Origin of the sequence: Pseudomonas sp. 7-41, assembly GCF_021233075.1 — a bacterium.
Lineage (GTDB): Bacteria > Pseudomonadota > Gammaproteobacteria > Pseudomonadales > Pseudomonadaceae > Aquipseudomonas > Aquipseudomonas veronii.
Genome location: NZ_CP089551.1, coordinates 5,571,323 through 5,587,858 on the forward strand (window position 1 = coordinate 5,571,323; position 16,536 = coordinate 5,587,858).

At 60.7% G+C, this 16,536-nt stretch carries 17 protein-coding genes; 5 read left to right on the plus strand and 12 right to left on the minus strand.

Annotated features, from left to right (window positions below):
* Positions 1-30: 30 nt before the first annotated feature.
* The gene (recJ, locus tag LQ249_RS25280) at positions 31-1,740 is read right to left on the minus strand and encodes a single-stranded-DNA-specific exonuclease RecJ (protein ID WP_046382204.1); all 1,710 of its coding nucleotides are present in this window, start codon (positions 1,738-1,740) and stop codon (positions 31-33) included.
* 57 nt (positions 1,741-1,797) lie between these two features.
* Positions 1,798-2,340 carry a YaeQ family protein gene (locus LQ249_RS25285; protein WP_017846127.1) on the minus strand — a complete coding sequence of 181 codons (543 nt, stop codon included), beginning with the start codon at positions 2,338-2,340 and terminating at the stop codon, positions 1,798-1,800.
* A 148-nt stretch (positions 2,341-2,488) separates the two neighbouring features.
* On the opposite strand from LQ249_RS25285, the gene LQ249_RS25290 reads away from it, so the two are divergent.
* Together LQ249_RS25290 and LQ249_RS25295 are read left to right on the plus strand one after the other, a co-directional pair.
* Positions 2,489-3,688, plus strand: coding sequence for a CaiB/BaiF CoA transferase family protein (locus tag LQ249_RS25290; protein WP_046382203.1), 1,200 nt, complete (start codon positions 2,489-2,491; stop codon positions 3,686-3,688).
* A 16-nt stretch (positions 3,689-3,704) separates the two neighbouring features.
* Positions 3,705-4,574, plus strand: a complete 870-nt coding sequence (locus LQ249_RS25295; protein ID WP_057004565.1) for a TIGR02285 family protein — start codon at positions 3,705-3,707, stop codon at positions 4,572-4,574.
* 170 nt (positions 4,575-4,744) lie between these two features.
* On the opposite strand, the gene LQ249_RS25300 is transcribed toward LQ249_RS25295, so the two are convergent.
* A complete protein-coding gene (locus LQ249_RS25300; protein WP_017846130.1) occupies positions 4,745-5,029 on the minus strand; it encodes a DUF3509 domain-containing protein in 285 nt (94 codons plus the stop codon).
* 313 nt (positions 5,030-5,342) lie between these two features.
* On the opposite strand from LQ249_RS25300, the gene LQ249_RS25305 reads away from it, so the two are divergent.
* Positions 5,343-5,564, plus strand: coding sequence for a hypothetical protein (locus LQ249_RS25305; protein WP_017846131.1), 222 nt, complete (start codon positions 5,343-5,345; stop codon positions 5,562-5,564).
* Between the two features lie 97 nt (positions 5,565-5,661).
* Here the strand turns inward: LQ249_RS25305 and thrC are convergent, their stop codons facing one another.
* The 9 genes from thrC to ffh form a co-directional block, all read right to left on the minus strand.
* Positions 5,662-7,071 (minus strand): threonine synthase, encoded by a 1,410-nt coding sequence (gene thrC, locus LQ249_RS25310; protein WP_128191963.1) that lies wholly within the window; start codon positions 7,069-7,071, stop codon positions 5,662-5,664.
* 67 nt (positions 7,072-7,138) lie between these two features.
* Positions 7,139-8,443, minus strand: a complete 1,305-nt coding sequence (locus LQ249_RS25315; RefSeq protein WP_017846133.1) for a homoserine dehydrogenase — start codon at positions 8,441-8,443, stop codon at positions 7,139-7,141.
* Positions 8,444-8,572: 129 nt separating this feature from the next.
* On the minus strand, positions 8,573-9,304 hold the full coding sequence (locus LQ249_RS25320) for a thioredoxin fold domain-containing protein (RefSeq protein WP_003175893.1): 732 nt from the start codon (positions 9,302-9,304) through the stop codon (positions 8,573-8,575).
* A gap of 156 nt (positions 9,305-9,460) precedes the next feature.
* Positions 9,461-10,357: a site-specific tyrosine recombinase XerD gene (gene xerD / locus LQ249_RS25325; RefSeq protein WP_079444621.1), complete on the minus strand. Its 897-nt coding sequence runs from the start codon at positions 10,355-10,357 to the stop codon at positions 9,461-9,463.
* Positions 10,358-10,580: 223 nt separating this feature from the next.
* Positions 10,581-10,931 carry a 50S ribosomal protein L19 gene (rplS, locus tag LQ249_RS25330; protein WP_003175895.1) on the minus strand — a complete coding sequence of 117 codons (351 nt, stop codon included), beginning with the start codon at positions 10,929-10,931 and terminating at the stop codon, positions 10,581-10,583.
* A 45-nt stretch (positions 10,932-10,976) separates the two neighbouring features.
* On the minus strand, positions 10,977-11,750 hold the full coding sequence (gene trmD, locus LQ249_RS25335; RefSeq protein WP_169864091.1) for a tRNA (guanosine(37)-N1)-methyltransferase TrmD: 774 nt from the start codon (positions 11,748-11,750) through the stop codon (positions 10,977-10,979).
* Positions 11,732-12,268, minus strand: coding sequence for a ribosome maturation factor RimM (gene rimM / locus LQ249_RS25340; protein WP_008014731.1), 537 nt, complete (start codon positions 12,266-12,268; stop codon positions 11,732-11,734). Before rimM ends, trmD begins: the two co-directional genes overlap by 19 nt.
* 5 nt (positions 12,269-12,273) lie before the next feature.
* Entirely contained in the window at positions 12,274-12,525 is a 252-nt protein-coding gene (gene rpsP, locus LQ249_RS25345; RefSeq protein ID WP_003175899.1) for a 30S ribosomal protein S16, read from the minus strand.
* A 251-nt stretch (positions 12,526-12,776) separates the two neighbouring features.
* A complete protein-coding gene (gene ffh / locus LQ249_RS25350; RefSeq protein ID WP_017846136.1) occupies positions 12,777-14,153 on the minus strand; it encodes a signal recognition particle protein in 1,377 nt (458 codons plus the stop codon).
* Between the two features lie 219 nt (positions 14,154-14,372).
* Here ffh and LQ249_RS25355 point away from each other — a divergent pair, with 219 nt between their 5' ends.
* Positions 14,373-15,185: a cytochrome C assembly family protein gene (locus LQ249_RS25355; protein ID WP_026139922.1), complete on the plus strand. Its 813-nt coding sequence runs from the start codon at positions 14,373-14,375 to the stop codon at positions 15,183-15,185.
* Positions 15,186-15,197: 12 nt separating this feature from the next.
* The gene (locus LQ249_RS25360) at positions 15,198-16,436 is read left to right on the plus strand and encodes a transporter associated domain-containing protein (protein WP_108524503.1); all 1,239 of its coding nucleotides are present in this window, start codon (positions 15,198-15,200) and stop codon (positions 16,434-16,436) included.
* The last annotated feature ends 100 nt before the right edge of the window (positions 16,437-16,536 follow it).

The window sequence follows — 16,536 nt, forward strand, 5'->3', positions numbered from 1 at the left end:
GGCAAGCCCCCTCCCACATTGGGGTTGGAACTAGCGCGGCTCGATATGCGCAATCATCAACTGCACGGTTTCCTGCCCACGGAACTCGTTCACATCCAGCTTGTAGGCCAACTCCACCCAACGCACGGTCGGGTTCGGCCAGACTTCACGGTCAACCCCAAACGCAATGCCATCGAGCTTCACGGAGCCGCATTCGCTCTTGAGCACCACTTTCAGGTGCCGCTCCCCCACCACACGCTGCTCGACCAACTGAAACACCCCGTGAAACAACGGCTCGGGGAAGTGCTGCCCCCAGGGGCCGGCATGCCGCAGCGCGCGCGCCAGCTCCAGGTGAAACTCTTCCACCGCCAGGGTGCCGTCGGACAATAGCCGGCCGGTCAAGTCTTCTTCGCGCAGTTGCCGACGCACTTCGGCATCGAAGGCCTGGGCAAACAACGGGAAATTCGCCTCGGGCAATGTCAGGCCTGCCGCCATGGCGTGACCGCCGTATTTGCTGATCAGGTTGGGATGCTGGCTCGCCACCACCGCCAGCGCATCGCGGATGTGAAAGCCCTGCACCGAGCGGCCTGAGCCCTTGAGCAGGCCATCACCGGCGTCGGCAAAGGCGATGGTCGGACGGAAATAGCGCTCTTTCATGCGCGACGCCAGGATCCCGATCACACCTTGGTGCCACTCCGGGTCGAACAGGCACAAGCCATACGGCATCGACTCCAGCGGCAAGTCCTTGAGCTGGGCCAGGGCCTCGCGCTGCATGCCTTGTTCGATGGATTTGCGGTCCTGGTTCATGCCGTCCAGTTGCGCGGCCATTTCCCGTGCAGCGGCGAAATCCGTGGTGAGCAGGCATTCGATGCCCAGGCTCATATCGTCCAGGCGCCCGGCGGCATTGAGCCGTGGCCCGAGGATAAACCCGAGGTCGGTGGACGTGAGGCGAGCGTGGTCACGCTTGGCCACTTCGAGGATCGCCTTGATCCCCGGCCGCGCGCGACCGGCACGGATACGCTCGAGGCCCTGGTGGACCAGGATGCGGTTATTGGCGTCCAGCGGCACCACGTCGGCAACGCTGCCCAGGGCGACCAGGTCAAGCAACTCGCCAATGTTCGGCTGCTGCGTGTTCTCGTACCAGCCCAGGCTGCGCAAACGGGCACGCAGGGCCATCAAGACATAAAAGATCACCCCGACCCCGGCCAACGCCTTGCTCGGAAACTCACAGCCGGGCTGGTTCGGGTTGACGATGGCATCCGCCGCCGGCAACTCATCCCCCGGCAAGTGGTGGTCGGTGACCAGCACCTTGAGCCCCGCCGCCTTCGCTGCCGCCACGCCTTCGACGCTGGAGATGCCGTTATCCACGGTGATCAGCAACTGCGGCTCGCGCTGCAGCGCTACGGCGACGATTTCTGGCGTCAGGCCGTAGCCGTATTCGAAACGGTTGGGCACCAGGTAATCGACATGGGCCGCACCGAGCAAGCGCAGGCCCAGGGTGCCCACCGTACTGGCAGTGGCGCCATCGGCGTCGAAGTCGCCGACGATCAGGATGCGCTGGCGTTGCTCCAAGGCCGTCACCAGCAGGTCTACCGCGGCGTCGATGCCCTTGAGCTGCTGATAAGGGATCAACCGCGCCAGGCTCTTGTCCAGCTCAGCCTCCGAGCGCACCCCGCGCGCAGCGTAGAGGCGGGTCAACAGCGGTGGCAATTCACCGAGAAACGGCAGGACAGCAGGCAACGGGCGGGGATCGATACGCATGGGACGCTGGGAAATTCTCTGTAGGGGAAATATTAGCGGCAAGCTACAAGCGCTAGCTCAACCGCGCTCGCCGATCAGCCATTGCAGTTGCACTTCATGCTGGCCACGATCATCGGTGACGAAGATCGTGCCTTCGCTGATCATCACGTCCCACTTGATCACGCGGGGCATGTCCTTGGCCAGGGTCTCGAGGACTTCCTGCGGCACGGCGGCGATGTGGACGTTCTTCAGGGTTTTCGCCACCGGAATCACCTTGCCTTCCCACACGCGCAGGCTGCCGTAAGCCAGCAGACTGGTACGCTCGGCGCGACGCGAGCACCAGGTCAGGCGGTCGGCATCGGGCTGGCCGACTTCGATCCAGTGCAAAACCCGATCATCCAGACTTTTTTCCCACAGGGCTGGCTCGTCTACATCTGACAGACCACGGCCAAACGACAGCTGCTCGCTGTACCAAAGGGCGTAGGCCAGCAGACGCACGGTCATGCGCTCTTCGGTTTCCGAAGGGTGGCGGGCAATGGTCTGTTTGACGCTCTCGTACACCGAGCGATCGAGGTCGGTGAGGTTGAGTTCGAACTTGTAGGTCGTGGACGGCTGGGCCATGAACGGGCTTCTAGAGACAGGGAAAGGCGGGCAGTCTAACCGATGGTAGGGCTATTCAACGAATCCTGCGCTGCATCATCCTTATCCCTGCGCGACTCGCCTATGTTAAAAGGCATTACACCACTGTGCTGCGTATGAAAGGTTCCTCATGTCGTTTAACGCCAAACCGCTTGCCGGCCTGAAAGTCATCGAACTCGGCACCCTGATCGCCGGCCCGTTCGCTTCACGCATCTGCGCCGAATTCGGCGCCGAAGTGATCAAGGTCGAATCCCCGGACGGCGGCGACCCGCTGCGCAAATGGCGCAAGCTGTACGAAGGCACCTCGCTGTGGTGGTTCGTACAGGCACGCAACAAAAAATCACTGACGCTGAACCTCAAGCACCCCGACGGCCTGGCCATCCTCAAGCAGTTGCTGGCGGACGCCGACATCCTGATCGAGAACTTCCGCCCCGGCGTCCTGGAAAAGCTCGGCCTGAGCTGGGACACCCTGCACGCGCTGAACCCCAAGCTGGTGATGGTGCGCCTCTCGGGCTTTGGCCAGACCGGCCCGATGAAAGACCAGCCGGGGTTTGGCGCGGTCGGCGAATCGATGGGCGGGCTGCGTTACATCACCGGCTTTGAAGACCGCCCGCCGGTACGCACCGGGATTTCCATCGGCGACTCCATTGCCGCTCTGTGGGCGGTGATCGGCGCGCTGATGGCGTTGCGTCACCGCGAGGTCAACGGCGGGCTGGGCCAAGTGGTGGATGTAGCACTGTATGAGGCCATCTTCGCCATGATGGAAAGCATGATCCCGGAGTTCGATGTGTTCGGGTTCATCCGCGAACGCACCGGCAACATCATGCCCGGCATCACTCCGTCCTCGATCCACACCAGCGCGGACGGCAAGCATGTGCAGATCGGCGCCAACGGCGATGCGATCTTCAAGCGCTTCATGTCCGCCATCGGCCGTGAGGATCTGGCCAACGACCCGCAATTGGCCAGTAATGACGGGCGTGACGAGCGCCGCGACGAGCTGTATGGCGTGATTGATCGCTGGGTCAATTCGCTGCCGCTGGAACAGGTGGTCGAGCAGCTCAACAAGGCCGAGGTGCCGGCCAGCCGCATCTATAGCGCCGAAGACATGCTCGGGGACCCGCAATTCCTGGCGCGGGAAATGTTCCTCAAGGCGCAACTGCCCGACGGCAAGGACTTCAAGATGCCAGGCATCGTGCCCAAGCTCTCCGACACCCCTGGCAGTTGCGAGTGGGTGGGGCCGCAACTGGGCGAACACAACAGCGTGGTACTCGGTGAGCTGGGCTATGACGCGGCGGCCATCATCCGCTTGCGTGAACAAGGGGCGATCTGATGGCGCGTTCAAGATAATGACTCGCCGCTGGCTATTGCACCTGTGCGCGCCCTTGTTGGGGCTATTGCCGCTACCGACCCAGGCGGCGCAGACCTTGATCTGGCTGGTTCGCGACCTGCCGCCGCTGACGATCTTCGAAGGCCCGCAAAAAGGCCAGGGCGCCATCGACGAATTGTTGCCGATGCTGATGGAGCACCTGCCGGAGTATCAGCACCAGGTCCAGCACGTCAACCGTGCGCGGGGCATGCAGATGCTCCAGGCGCCCTCCCTCACCTGCGACCCTACCCTGCTGTGGACGCCGGAGCGGACCCAATGGATTGTGTATTCCGGCCAGGCGTTTCCCGTGGTGAGCAATGGCGTGGTCGTCCGCCAGCAAAACCGTGAAGTCCTGGCGCCCTTTATCGTGCAAGGCAAGGTCGACCTGGACGCGATGCTACGAGACAAGAGCACACGCCTGGGCATCATCGCCGAGCGCAGCTACGGGCCATTCATCGACGGCATGTTGCAGCAAGGCGACACGCACAATCGAGTGATGCACTACGGCACCGACGCCTTGGGCAGCCTGCTGCAAATGCAGCGCCTGGGACGCCTGGAAGGCGTACTGGGTTACTGGACCGAAATTCGCTATCACGCATTGCAGCAAGGTATCGATCCCGAAGGGCTGGCGTTCTATCCGATTGCCGGCACCGCGCCCTATCAGCACATCCATATCGGTTGTTCGGATACGCCCGAGGGGCGCGAGGTCATGGCGCGTATCAACCAGTTGCTGGGCGACCTGCCGCAGGCGCAGTTGCTGCGTTCCTACGCGTCATGGCTCGACCCGGCCCTGCGCGAGCAATACCTGCTGGACCATTCGCGATTCTATGAAGAAGTGCCCACCCCGTGATAAATCGCGGGCAAAAAGAAACCCCGAAGAGTGGGGAGACACTTCGGGGTTAAACGTGGCCTACAAAGACCAGTACAGCAAGTCACAAACACCGGAGCACAATGTCTGCTCTTGCTGTTACTAAATCTGACCGGCCACGCCGTAGGAAGTTTCCGCGGATAAACAATTCTTCATGCGAGGGCGCTGCTGCGGGTCTGGGCCGCATTGCGCAAGGCAGCGATGACCGAGGGCTCCAGGCGCCCTTCGGCGATTTTCAGATCGCGCAGCAAGCAATCCACGACATCCACCAGGACGCGCTTGTCGGTCAGTTGCGCCCGGTCGACTTCACGCTCGACCACGATGGCACCAGCAGGATTCTTTACGGTTACCAGGCACTCGCCCTGCACACCAGCGGTGGTCAGCGTAACCTGATAAGGGCTCAGCGCTTCTTCGAGCAATAGGCTGATACTTTCCATTTCGATCACCACTCAATAGTTCGGGAACAATCGTTTCAATGGGGGTTGCCTCTCTCCTAAGTGACTGTTTGTAACGTAGGAAAGTTCGCTTTTTCGTGTTTATGGAGCCGTCAGGGAGTGACTTGATCCAGCATGCGCTTGCAACATGACAACGAAAAAACGGCCGCACATAACTGCTTACGCAATGGGCGGCCGTTTCAGGGTTCGCCCTGCAGCGCGGCCGAGGGTGAACCCTATATTCGGTAAGCGCTGATCACGCTGTCACGCAGCTAGAAGTGCATGTCAAAGGCCCTTATTGCTAAGGATGAACATGATGGTGGAACACAACGAACAACAAGCGTCGATGGAGAAGATGCATGCTGACGTATCTCGCATCTATGCCGAGATTTCACGCATGCATGCCGAGCGAGGCAAGCTCAACGCGGAGTCCTTGAAGATAACCTGTGAGACTTTCTGGTACCCCGTGGGTATCGCCACGGGTTTCTACGCCGCTGTCGGCACCGTGATTGTCGTGGCGCAGAAACTACTCTCATAACGCTCAGCAACCCGGGCCTGCCTGAAACGAAAAACGCCGCTGACCCACGGAAGGGAAAGCGGCGTTTTTGTCTGCGCCAGGGCGCCGGCAGTTTGCCTTACAGCGGCTTACCGCGATTGCCATGCTGGCTGACAAACCCCTGCATCGCCTTCAGGTCATTCGGCAGCACGGTGCAACGCTCTTCACGCTCGAACAGGTCGGACAGATGCTCCGGCAACTCCAGCGCCTTGCCAACGCCGGCCTTCTCCACCGCTTCCGGGAATTTGACCGGGTGCGCGGTGCCGAGGATCACCATCGGGATATCCAGGCTGCGACGGCATTCGCGTGCAGCCCTCACGCCGATCGCGGTGTGCGGGTCGAGCAGTTCGCCGGTCTGGGCATAGACTTCTGCGATGGTTTCGCAGGTCTGTGCATCGTCCACGGCCAGGGAGTCGAACAGCTTGCGGGTTTCGGTCCAGCGCTCTTCATCGACACTGAAACCGCCACCGCTTTTGAAGGTGTCCATCAAGCCGGCAATCGCCGCACCGTTGCGGCCGTGCATGTCGAACAGCAGGCGTTCGAAGTTCGACGACACCATGATGTCCATCGACGGCGACAAGGTGGCGTGCAGGGTTTCCTTGACGTACTGGTTGCCGCTCATGAAGCGGTGCAGGATGTCGTTGCGGTTGGTGGCGACGATCAACTGATTGATCGGCAGGCCCATGTTGCGCGCCAGGTAGCCGGCGAAGATGTCGCCGAAGTTGCCGGTCGGCACCGAGAACGACACCGAACGCGCCGGCCCGCCCAGCTGCAGCGCAGCGTGGAAGTAGTAGACGATCTGGGCCATGATCCGCGCCCAGTTGATCGAGTTCACCGCAACCAGGCGCGTGCCCTTGAGGAAGCTCTGGTCAGCGAAGCTGTTCTTGACCATTTCCTGGCAGTCGTCGAAGTTGCCTTCGATAGCGATGTTGTGGATGTTTTCACCGAAGATGGTGGTCATCTGCCGACGCTGTACTTCCGACACGCGCTTATGCGGGTGCAGGATGAAGATGTCGACGTTTTCGCAGTGCTTGCAGCCTTCGATGGCCGCCGAGCCGGTATCACCGGAAGTGGCGCCGATGATCACCACGCGCTCGCCGCGCTTCTCCAGCACGTAATCGAGCAGGCGCCCCAACAGTTGCAGAGCGAAGTCCTTGAACGCCAGGGTTGGGCCATGGAACAGCTCCAAAACCCACTCATTGCCATTCAGTTGGCGCAGAGGCGCGATGGCGTTGTGGGAAAACACGCCGTAGGTCTCTTCCAGGATCTTTTTGAAATCCGCATCCGGAATGCTGCCGGTGACGAACGGGCGCATCACCCGGAACGCCAGTTCGTGATACGGCAGGCCGGCCCAGGAAGCGATTTCTTCCTGGGTGAAGCGTGGCAGGTTTTCCGGCACGTACAGGCCGCCGTCGGTGGCAAGGCCTGCCAACAGGACGTCTTCGAAATTCAGGGCCGGTGCCTGGCCGCGGGTGCTGATGTAACGCATGACTGGCTCCTCTAAAACATTCTCGAACAGGGGCCGCCGATCACACGGGGCCCCTGGAACAAATCGGTTAGTTCAGGTGTTCGACGCGAATCCGTACCACCGGGCCCACTACGCCTTGCAAGGCTTCCAGGGCTTTGATGGCATCGTTGATGTGCTGCTCGAGCACGCGGTGAGTCAGCAGGATCATCGGCACCTGGCCGTTCTGCTCCTCGACTTCCTTCTGCATGATCGACTCGATGTTGATGCCACGTTCCGACAGGATGCTGGCAACCTGGGCCAGTACGCCCGGATGATCCTTGGCCTGGATGCGCAGGTAGTAGGCGCTTTCGCACGCCTCGATCGGCAGGATCGGGTGGGCCGACAGCGAATCCGGCTGGAAGGCCAGGTGCGGCACGCGGTTTTCCGGGTCGCTGGTCATGGCGCGAACCACGTCCACCAGGTCGGCGATCACCGACGAAGCGGTCGGTTCCATACCGGCGCCGGCACCGTAGAACAGGGTCGAACCGGCGGCGTCACCGTTGACCATCACGGCGTTCATCACGCCATTGACGTTGGCGATCAGGCGGTCGGCCGGGATCAGCGTTGGGTGTACGCGCAACTCGATACCGGCCGCGGTGCAGCGCGCCACGCCCAGGTGCTTGATGCGATAGCCCAGGGCTTCGGCGTAATTCACGTCGGCGGTGGTCAGCTGGGTGATGCCTTCGGTGTAGGCCTTGTCGAACTGCAGCGGGATGCCAAAGGCAATGGACGCAAGGATGGTCAGTTTGTGCGCCGCGTCGATGCCTTCAACGTCGAAGGTCGGGTCGGCTTCGGCGTAACCCAGGGCCTGGGCTTCGGCCAGCACGTCTTCGAAGGTGCGGCCCTTCTCGCGCATTTCGGTGAGGATGAAGTTACCGGTGCCATTGATGATGCCGGCCACCCAGTTGATGCGGTTGGCGGACAGGCCTTCACGGATCGCCTTGATCACCGGGATACCACCGGCCACCGCGGCTTCGAACGCGACGATCACGCCCTTCTCACGCGCCTTGGCGAAGATCTCGTTGCCGTGGACGGCGATCAGCGCCTTGTTGGCGGTGACCACGTGCTTGCCGTTTTCGATCGCCTTGAGCACCAGCTCGCGGGCAATGGTATAGCCGCCCACCAGCTCGATGACGATATCGATTTCTGGGTTGGTCGCCACGGCGAAGACATCGTTGGTAATCGCAATACCGGTCGTTTCGAACTGAGGCTTTGGCGAACGCGTGGCAATTTGCGCCACTTCAATCCCGCGCCCTGCACGGCGGGAAATTTCTTCAGCATTACGCTGAAGTACGTTGAAGGTGCCGCCACCGACGGTCCCTAACCCACAGATGCCTACTTTGACCGGTTTCACTGAAGAACTCCCCATGAAACGGCCGACGCGAGGTCGGCCGTGGAAAACAGCCGCACAACCGCGGCTTTCAATTAATGGCCCATCGACTTATCGAAGGGCCATGATCGTCAAAGGTTCGACGATGCTGGTTTATTTGGCACTCAGCGCCAGTTTGGCAACTTGCGGTGCCGGCTGATAGCCCGGAATCACCTGGCCGTCAGCCAAAACGATGGCCGGTGTACCGTTTACACCAATGGACTGGCCCAGGGCGAACTGCTTGGAAACCGGATTGGCGCACTTGGCCGCTTTGATTTCCTTGCCGTCGACCATCTTGTCCATCGCCGCTTTCTTGTCGGCCGAGCACCAGACCGCCTGCAACTGCTCGTCGCCCGGCGAACCGAGGCCCTGACGCGGGAACGCGACATAGCGCACTTCCACACCGAGCTTGTTCAGCGCCGGCACTTCGGCGTGCAGCTTGTGGCAGTACGGGCAGGTGGTGTCGGTGAACACGGTGATGTGCGTCTTGGTCTCGCCGATGGCCGGGTAGACCACGGTTTCTGCAACCGGAATGCCGTTGATCAGCTTGGACACGCCCAGGCGCTCGGCTTTCTCGGTCAGGTTGACCGGCTTACCGTCCTTCAACTGGAACAGGTAGCCCTGGACAATGTACTGGCCGTCGGCACTGGCATACAACACGCGGCTGCCCTTGAGCTTGACTTCGTACAGGCCGGCCATCGGGCTGGCACTGATGCTTTCGATCGGTGTGTCGAGTTGCAGGTTGGCCAGGCTCTTGCGAATAGTCTGCTCGGCAGCGTCATCGGCGACGGCAAAGGTGGAAACCAACGCAATGGCTGCGGCGGCAATAATCTGGGTCAAGCGCATGGGAACTCCTGAAGGCAGATGCAGGGACGGGTGTGTCGAACACCGATCTGGAAACACGGCACTGTAATCACAAGTCACGCCGTCCCCTTTGCTAACCGGCAAAGCCTACCACAGTTGGGCCGCAGGGCAGCCCGTGGCGGGATAATTTGGCGGTTTTCAGCCTCGCGGATGGTGCTTGGCGTGCATATCCTGCAAGCGCGCCCGTGCCACATGGGTGTAGATCTGGGTTGTGGATAAGTCACTGTGGCCAAGGAGCATTTGCACCACGCGCAAATCCGCGCCGTGGTTGAGCAAATGCGTGGCAAATGCATGGCGCAGAGTATGCGGCGACAGGCTCTTGCCGATCCCTGCCACCTTGGCCTGGTGCTTGATGCGATGCCAGAAAGTCTGGCGGGTCATCTGCTCACCGCGCTGGCTGGGGAACAGCACATCGCTGGGGCGCCCACCGAGCAGTTCGCCGCGCGCATCGCGCATGTAGCGCTCGACCCACACAATCGCTTCTTCGCCCATCGGCACCAGCCGCTCCTTGCTGCCCTTGCCCATCACCCGCAGCACGCCCTGGCGCAGGTTGACTTGCTCAAGGGTCAGGCTGATCAGCTCGGTCACCCGCAGGCCGCAGGCGTACAGCACTTCGAGCATGGCACGATCGCGCTGGCCGATGGCTTCGCTCAAGTCCGGGGCGGCGAGCAAGGCGTCGACATCGGCTTCCGACAAGGATTTGGGCAATGGCCGACCCAATTGCGGCATGTCGACCTGTAACGTCGGGTCGAGGGTAATGAGCTTTTCCCGCAGCAGGTAGCGATAAAAGCCACGCACACCGGAAAGGAAGCGCGCTGTGGAGCGCGGCTTGTAGTTCTGCTCCAGGCGCCAGGCCAGGTGATCGAGGATCAACTCACGGCCGGCATTGATCAGCTCGAGGTTTTTTTCCTGCAGCCAGCCGTTGAACAGCGCCAGATCGCTGCGGTAGGCCTGGCGGGTGTTGTCCGACAGGCCTTTTTCCAGCCAGAGGGCGTCGAGGAAGCGGTCAATCAGAGGGTGGTCGATGGCGGGCATGGGGGCTCAGGCAGATGACGGAGGTGTCTGGTAGATCCTATCGCAGGCAAGTCGGCTCCCACATTGGATTTGTGTCGTGCATCGATTTTATGACCACTAATGATCAAGTGTGGAAGCTGGCCCGCCTGCGATAGGCGCGCCGCCGACCCGCCCCCGTCAATAAATCCCAGGCACAAAAAAAGCAGCCCGCAGGCTGCTTTTTTTCTGCATCGGGAAGCTGGACTTAAGCCAGTTTTTCCTTGATGCGAGCTGCTTTACCGGACAGGTCACGCAGGTAGTACAGCTTGGCTTTACGCACGTCACCGCGACGCTTAACAGCCATGCTGTCGATTTGCGGGCTGTAGGTCTGGAAAGTACGCTCTACGCCAACACCGTTGGAGATTTTACGAACAGTGAAAGCACTGTTCACACCACGGTTACGCTTGGCGATTACCACGCCTTCGAACGCTTGCAGACGCGAACGGTCGCCTTCCTTCACTTTCACCTGAACGACAATGGTGTCGCCCGGGGCAAAGGTAGGGATCTCTTTGGTCATCTGCTCTGCTTCGAGTGCAAGGATGATTTTGTTAGTCATGCTGTGCTCCTAAGGTAAGTCAATGGACCTACCATCGATACGTTGTTAACTATCGTCCCGCGCGAGGATGTATTCCTCGAGCAGCTTCTTCTCTTCTCCAGAAAGCGAGCGGCTTTCCAGAAGATCGGCGCGTCGTTCATAGGTCCGACCAAGGGACTGCTGTAAACGCCAACGCCGGATGTGTGCGTGATTGCCACTTAGCAATACGTCGGGAACACGCTGATCCGCATACACCTCCGGTCGGGTGTAGTGCGGGCAATCCAGCAAACCATCCGTGAAGGAATCTTCCTCCGCGGAGTCCGCATGCCCTAAAGCTCCAGGCAGCAGTCGTGTAACCGCATCTATCAGGACCATCGCCGGCAGCTCACCGCCAGACAGGACATAGTCCCCAATCGACCACTCTTCATCGACATGAGCTTCAATGAAACGCTCGTCAATGCCTTCATAGCGACCGGCAATCAGGATCAGTGCTTCCTCATTCGCCAGTTCGCGTACCGCCGCCTGTTTCAGCTGACGGCCTTGAGGGGACAGGTAAATTACCTTCGCCTTCTCCCCGGCGGCAGCCTTGGCCTGAGCCAACGCGTCTTCCAGGGGCTTGATCTTCATCACCATGCCCGGGCCACCGCCAAATGGGCGATCGTCCACAGTGTGATGTCGATCCGTCGTGTAGTCTCGCGGGTTCCAACAGGTGAGCTGCAAGAGCCCCTGTTTCACCGCCCGACTGGTGATGCCGTACTCGCTGATGGCGGAGAACATCTCGGGAAACAAACTGATCACTTCAATGCGCAAATTAGCCACGCTTAGAAGTCCGCGTCCCATTCCACCTTCATCTCGCCCGCGGCCAGGTCGACGGCCAACACGCATTGCTCGGTATAGGGCAACAGGCGTTCGCGATCATCCAGGCTGCCAGCGCAAGGCTTGACCACCATTACATCATTGGCGCCGGTTTCCAGAAGATGATCGATTTTCCCGAGCAATTGCCCGAGTTGATCAATAACCTTCAGACCTTCCAGCTGGTACCAGTAGTACTCGCCGTCGGTCAATTCAGGGAACAGGTTGCGCGGCACGCAGATCTCATAACCGGCCAGAAGACGAGCTTCTTCACGATCATCAAGACCCTTGAGCTTTGCGACCAGGAACTTATCGTTCCCGCGTCCACTGACCAGCTCGACCTGTTTCACATTCCCCTCGCGCTTGAGCGTCCAGGTTTTGTACTGCAACAGGTTTTCAGTCGGATCAGTAAAGGAATACACCTTCACTTCGCCGCGAACGCCATGAACAGAGTAAATCTTGCCGATAACGATCAAATCATCAGCAACAGCTGGCGTCGCGTTCATATTGCTCAGGCTGCGGCCTTAGCCGAGTCCTTCAACAACTTGGCAACACGCTCGGAAGGCTGTGCACCAACGCTCAGCCAGTAGGCTACGCGCTCTTGGTTCACGGACAGACGAACTTCTTGACCACGAGCAACAGGGTTGAAGAAACCAACCTGTTCCTTGTGCGAACCGTCACGCGGGTTGCGGCTGTCGGTTACGGTCAAGTGGTAAAACGGGCGCTTTTTGGAGCCGCCAAGGGCAAGACGGATTGTTAGCATGTGAACATCGTTCCTGTAGTCGGTGCTGCAAATCTAAATGCACAGCGGGCATAGGTGCCCGAAAGGCCGCATATTCTAAGGAATATCCGGACTTTTGCAAATGTCTTTTTCTGGCGCCTATCAGCGTGCCATTCAGATCTGCTATAGAGCCGTCGGTTAAAACGGCAAGTCAGCTCCCGCCAGACGGCGGGTTTGCTGGAGATCCCACATCCCTGTGGGGCGGAGCAGGAGCACGCTCCCGCTCGAATACTTTACATTTTCGGCATGCCGCCGCCGGGCAACATACCGCCCATGCCGCGCATCATCTTGGCCATTCCGCCCTTGGCGGAGAATTTCTTCATCATCTTCTGCATCTGCTTGTGCTGCTTGATCAAGCGACCGATGTCCTGCACCTGGGTGCCGGAGCCCATGGCGATCCGACGCTTGCGCGAACCGCTGATCAGCTCAGGGTCGCGGCGCTCGGCCGGGGTCATGGAGTTGATGATGGCTTCCATCTGCTTGAACTGCTTCTCTGCCGCGCCCTGGGCATTGCCCATTTGCGCCAGGTTCACACCGCCGATGTTCGGCAGCTTGTCCATCAGGCCGCCGAGGCCGCCCATGTTCTTCATTTGTTGCAACTGATCGCGGAAGTCTTCGAGGTCGAAGCCCTTGCCCTTCTTCAGCTTCTTGGCCAGTTTATCGGCCTTGTCCTTGTCGAGCGTCGCTTCGGCCTGCTCGATCAGGCTGAGCACGTCGCCCATGCCGAGGATACGCGAAGCGATACGTTCAGGGTGGAACGGTTCGAGCGCGTCGCTCTTCTCGCCCATACCGATGAATTTGATCGGCTTGCCGGTGATGGCGCGCACCGACAGCGCGGCACCGCCACGGGCGTCGCCGTCGACCTTGGTCAGGATCACGCCGGTCAGCGGCAGTGCGTCACCAAAGGCCTTGGCGGTGTTGGCCGCATCCTGGCCGGTCATGGCGTCGACCACGAACAGCGTCTCGACCGGGTTGATCGCGGCATGCAGCGCCTTGATCTCGCCCATCATCTCTTCGTCGATGTGCAGGCGACCGGCGGTATCGACGATGACCACGTCGATGAACTTCAGCCTGGCTTCTTTGATCGCCGCGTTGGCGATGTCGACCGGCTTCTGGCTCAGGTCGGACGGGAAGAAGGTCACGCCCACTTCGCCCGCGAGCATTTCCAGCTGCTTGATGGCCGCCGGACGGTACACGTCGGCCGACACCACCATCACGGTTTTTTTCTTGCGCTCTTTAAGGAAGCGCGCCAGCTTGCCGGCGGTGGTGGTCTTACCCGCACCTTGCAGACCGGCCATCAGCACGACGGCCGGCGGCACGGCGCTGAGGTTCAGGTCTTCGTTGGCCGCGCCCATCAGGCTCTCGAGCTCGGCCTGGACGATCTTCACAAAAGCCTGGCCCGGCGTCAGGCTGCGGGACACTTCGGTGCCGACCGCGCGCTCCTTGACCGAGTTGACGAAGTCCTTGACCACAGGCAAGGCCACGTCGGCTTCCAGCAACGCCATGCGTACTTCACGCAGGGTGTCTTTGATATTGTCCTCGGTCAGCTTGGCCTTGCCGGTTACATGGCGCAGCGTCTGCGAGAGACGGTCAGTCAAGTTTTCAAACATGCGCGATCCTTTCAGGCCCTATGGTAGACCGAGGTAATGGCGGCCCAGGCTGTGATAAATCGCTATTAAAAACAGCGCTCGGCGAGCCTGCGGCGTGGGCAGGTCGCGGATTATAGCGAAGACTGCGCCCATGCACACCCGCTGTCTGGCCCTGAAGTCTTTCGTGGAACGCAGGTGTATGCCAAACTCAGCGCCTTTCGGGCTTGCCTAACAGGATTTATGCTCCCTTTGTCACCCAGTTTGCTACCCAGTCTCGCCGCCGCCTTTTTATATGCCGCTGCGACCCTCTACCAAGGCACTCGCCTGGCGCAAGGCGCCAAGGCCGACACTCGCCTGCTGGCAGGCCTTGGCGTGCTCGCCCTGCTGGCCCATGCCGCGAGCCTGTTCACCCACTTGATGACGCCGGTCGGCCTGGGCCTGGATTTTTTCAGCGCCGCCAGCCTGATCGCCGCCGCAGTGATCGCCCTCACGCTGATCGCCTGCGCACGCATCCCGGTGGAAAACCTGCTGGTGCTGCTATTCCCCCTGGGCATGCTGACGGTGCTGCTGGCGCAATTCGCCCCCACCGGCACGGTGCAGGTGATCGACGAAGAGCCGGGCATCCTTGCGCATATCCTGCTGTCGATCCTGGCCTACGGCATGTTCACCATCGCGGTGTTCCAGGCGTTGCTCCTGCTCGTGCAGGACCATCAGCTCAAGCACAAGCATCCGTCGGGCCTGATCAAGAACTTCCCGCCGCTGCAAACCATGGAAAGCCTGCTGTTCAGCTTCCTGTGGGCCGGCTGGACGCTGCTGTCGCTGTCGCTGATCTCTGGCTGGCTGTTCGTCGAGAACCTGTTCGCCCAGCACCTGGTGCATAAAACCCTGCTGGCGTGCCTGGCGTGGGTGGTGTTCAGTGTGCTGCTGTGGGGCCGCAACCGCCTTGGCTGGCGCGGGCACAAGGCGATCCGCTGGACCCTGGCCGGTTTCTGCCTGCTGATGCTGGCCTACTTCGGCAGCAAGCTGGTTCGCGAATACATCCTGCATATCTGACGGGCAGCGATCATGGACAACTTGCCCTTAGGGCCGATGCTCGCGGTAATCGCCTTGCTGATTTTGTGGGCGGCGCTGTTTACCGCCATCGAAGCCGCACAACAGCACCTGCTGGCCCTGCGCCCCGGTACCCGCCAGGGCGACAAAGCTGCCGCCCGTCTGCACTTCCCGCGCCACAGCATGATCCTCTGCAACACCCTGTGCCGTGCTGGCGTGGTGATCCTTTGCACCCTGCTGGCGATCTATGCCTGGGCGCAAAACGGCGCGTGGCTGGGCTGGCTGGTTTCCTGCACGATCCTGCTGGTGCTGGCCGATTACCTGCCGCGCGCCCTGGCCACCCGCCATCCGCAAGCGGTGCTGGGCTTCGGCAATGCCCTGCTGGGCGTGCCGCTGAAAATTATCTACCCCCTCGCCTGGCTGCTCAATGGCATCAGCCTGCTGTTGCTGCGCCCCTTTGCCCGCCCGCCGGGCATGGTGAAAAAAAGCGACGACCCGCAGCCCGACCATGATGACGAACCCGAGCCAGAGGGAGATGAACGTCGCACGCCCGGCATGCCCGGTATCCACGCGCTGGACAACATCACCGTCAACGACATCCTGGTGCCGCGCAGCGAAGTGGACGGCATCAACCTGGACGACTCGCTCGACGCGATCCTCGAGCAACTGCGCAACTCCCAGCGCACCCGCCTGCCGGTGTTCCACAGCGACATCAACCAGGTCGAAGCCGTGCTCAACACCCGGCTGATCCAGCACCTGCTACCGGATGCCAGCCTGACCAAGGAGACCTTGCTCGAGGCCTGCTACGAACCCTACTTCGTCCCGGAAAGCACGCCCCTGCAACTGCAACTGCTGAACTTCCACAAGCAACAGCGGCGCCTGGGCATGGTGGTGGACGAGTATGGCGAAGTGCTGGGCATCGTCACCCTGGAAGACATTCTCGAAGAAATCGTCGGCGAATTCGAAAGCGAACAGAGTGCCGACAACCCGCATATCGAAGCGCAACCGGACGGCCGCTACATCGTCGACGGCACCGCCTCGATCCGCGAATTGAACAAGAGCCTGGCCTGGCACCTGCCCAGCGACGGGCCCAAGACCCTCAACGGCCTGGTGACCGAAGCGCTGGAAACCATTCCCGATTGCGCGGTGTGCCTGAAGATCGGCCGCTACCGCCTGGAAATCCTCGAGACCGAAGACAACCGCGTGAGCAAGGTGCTGATCTGGCACACCAGCCGCGTGCCGGTTGCCACGTAGCCTCGCTGACGGAACACACTGATCCACTGTGTGCAGACGATCAGATTTTCCCCCTTGTTGGATGCGCAACCCCCTTCCTATAATCGGGTCGGCTTACCCA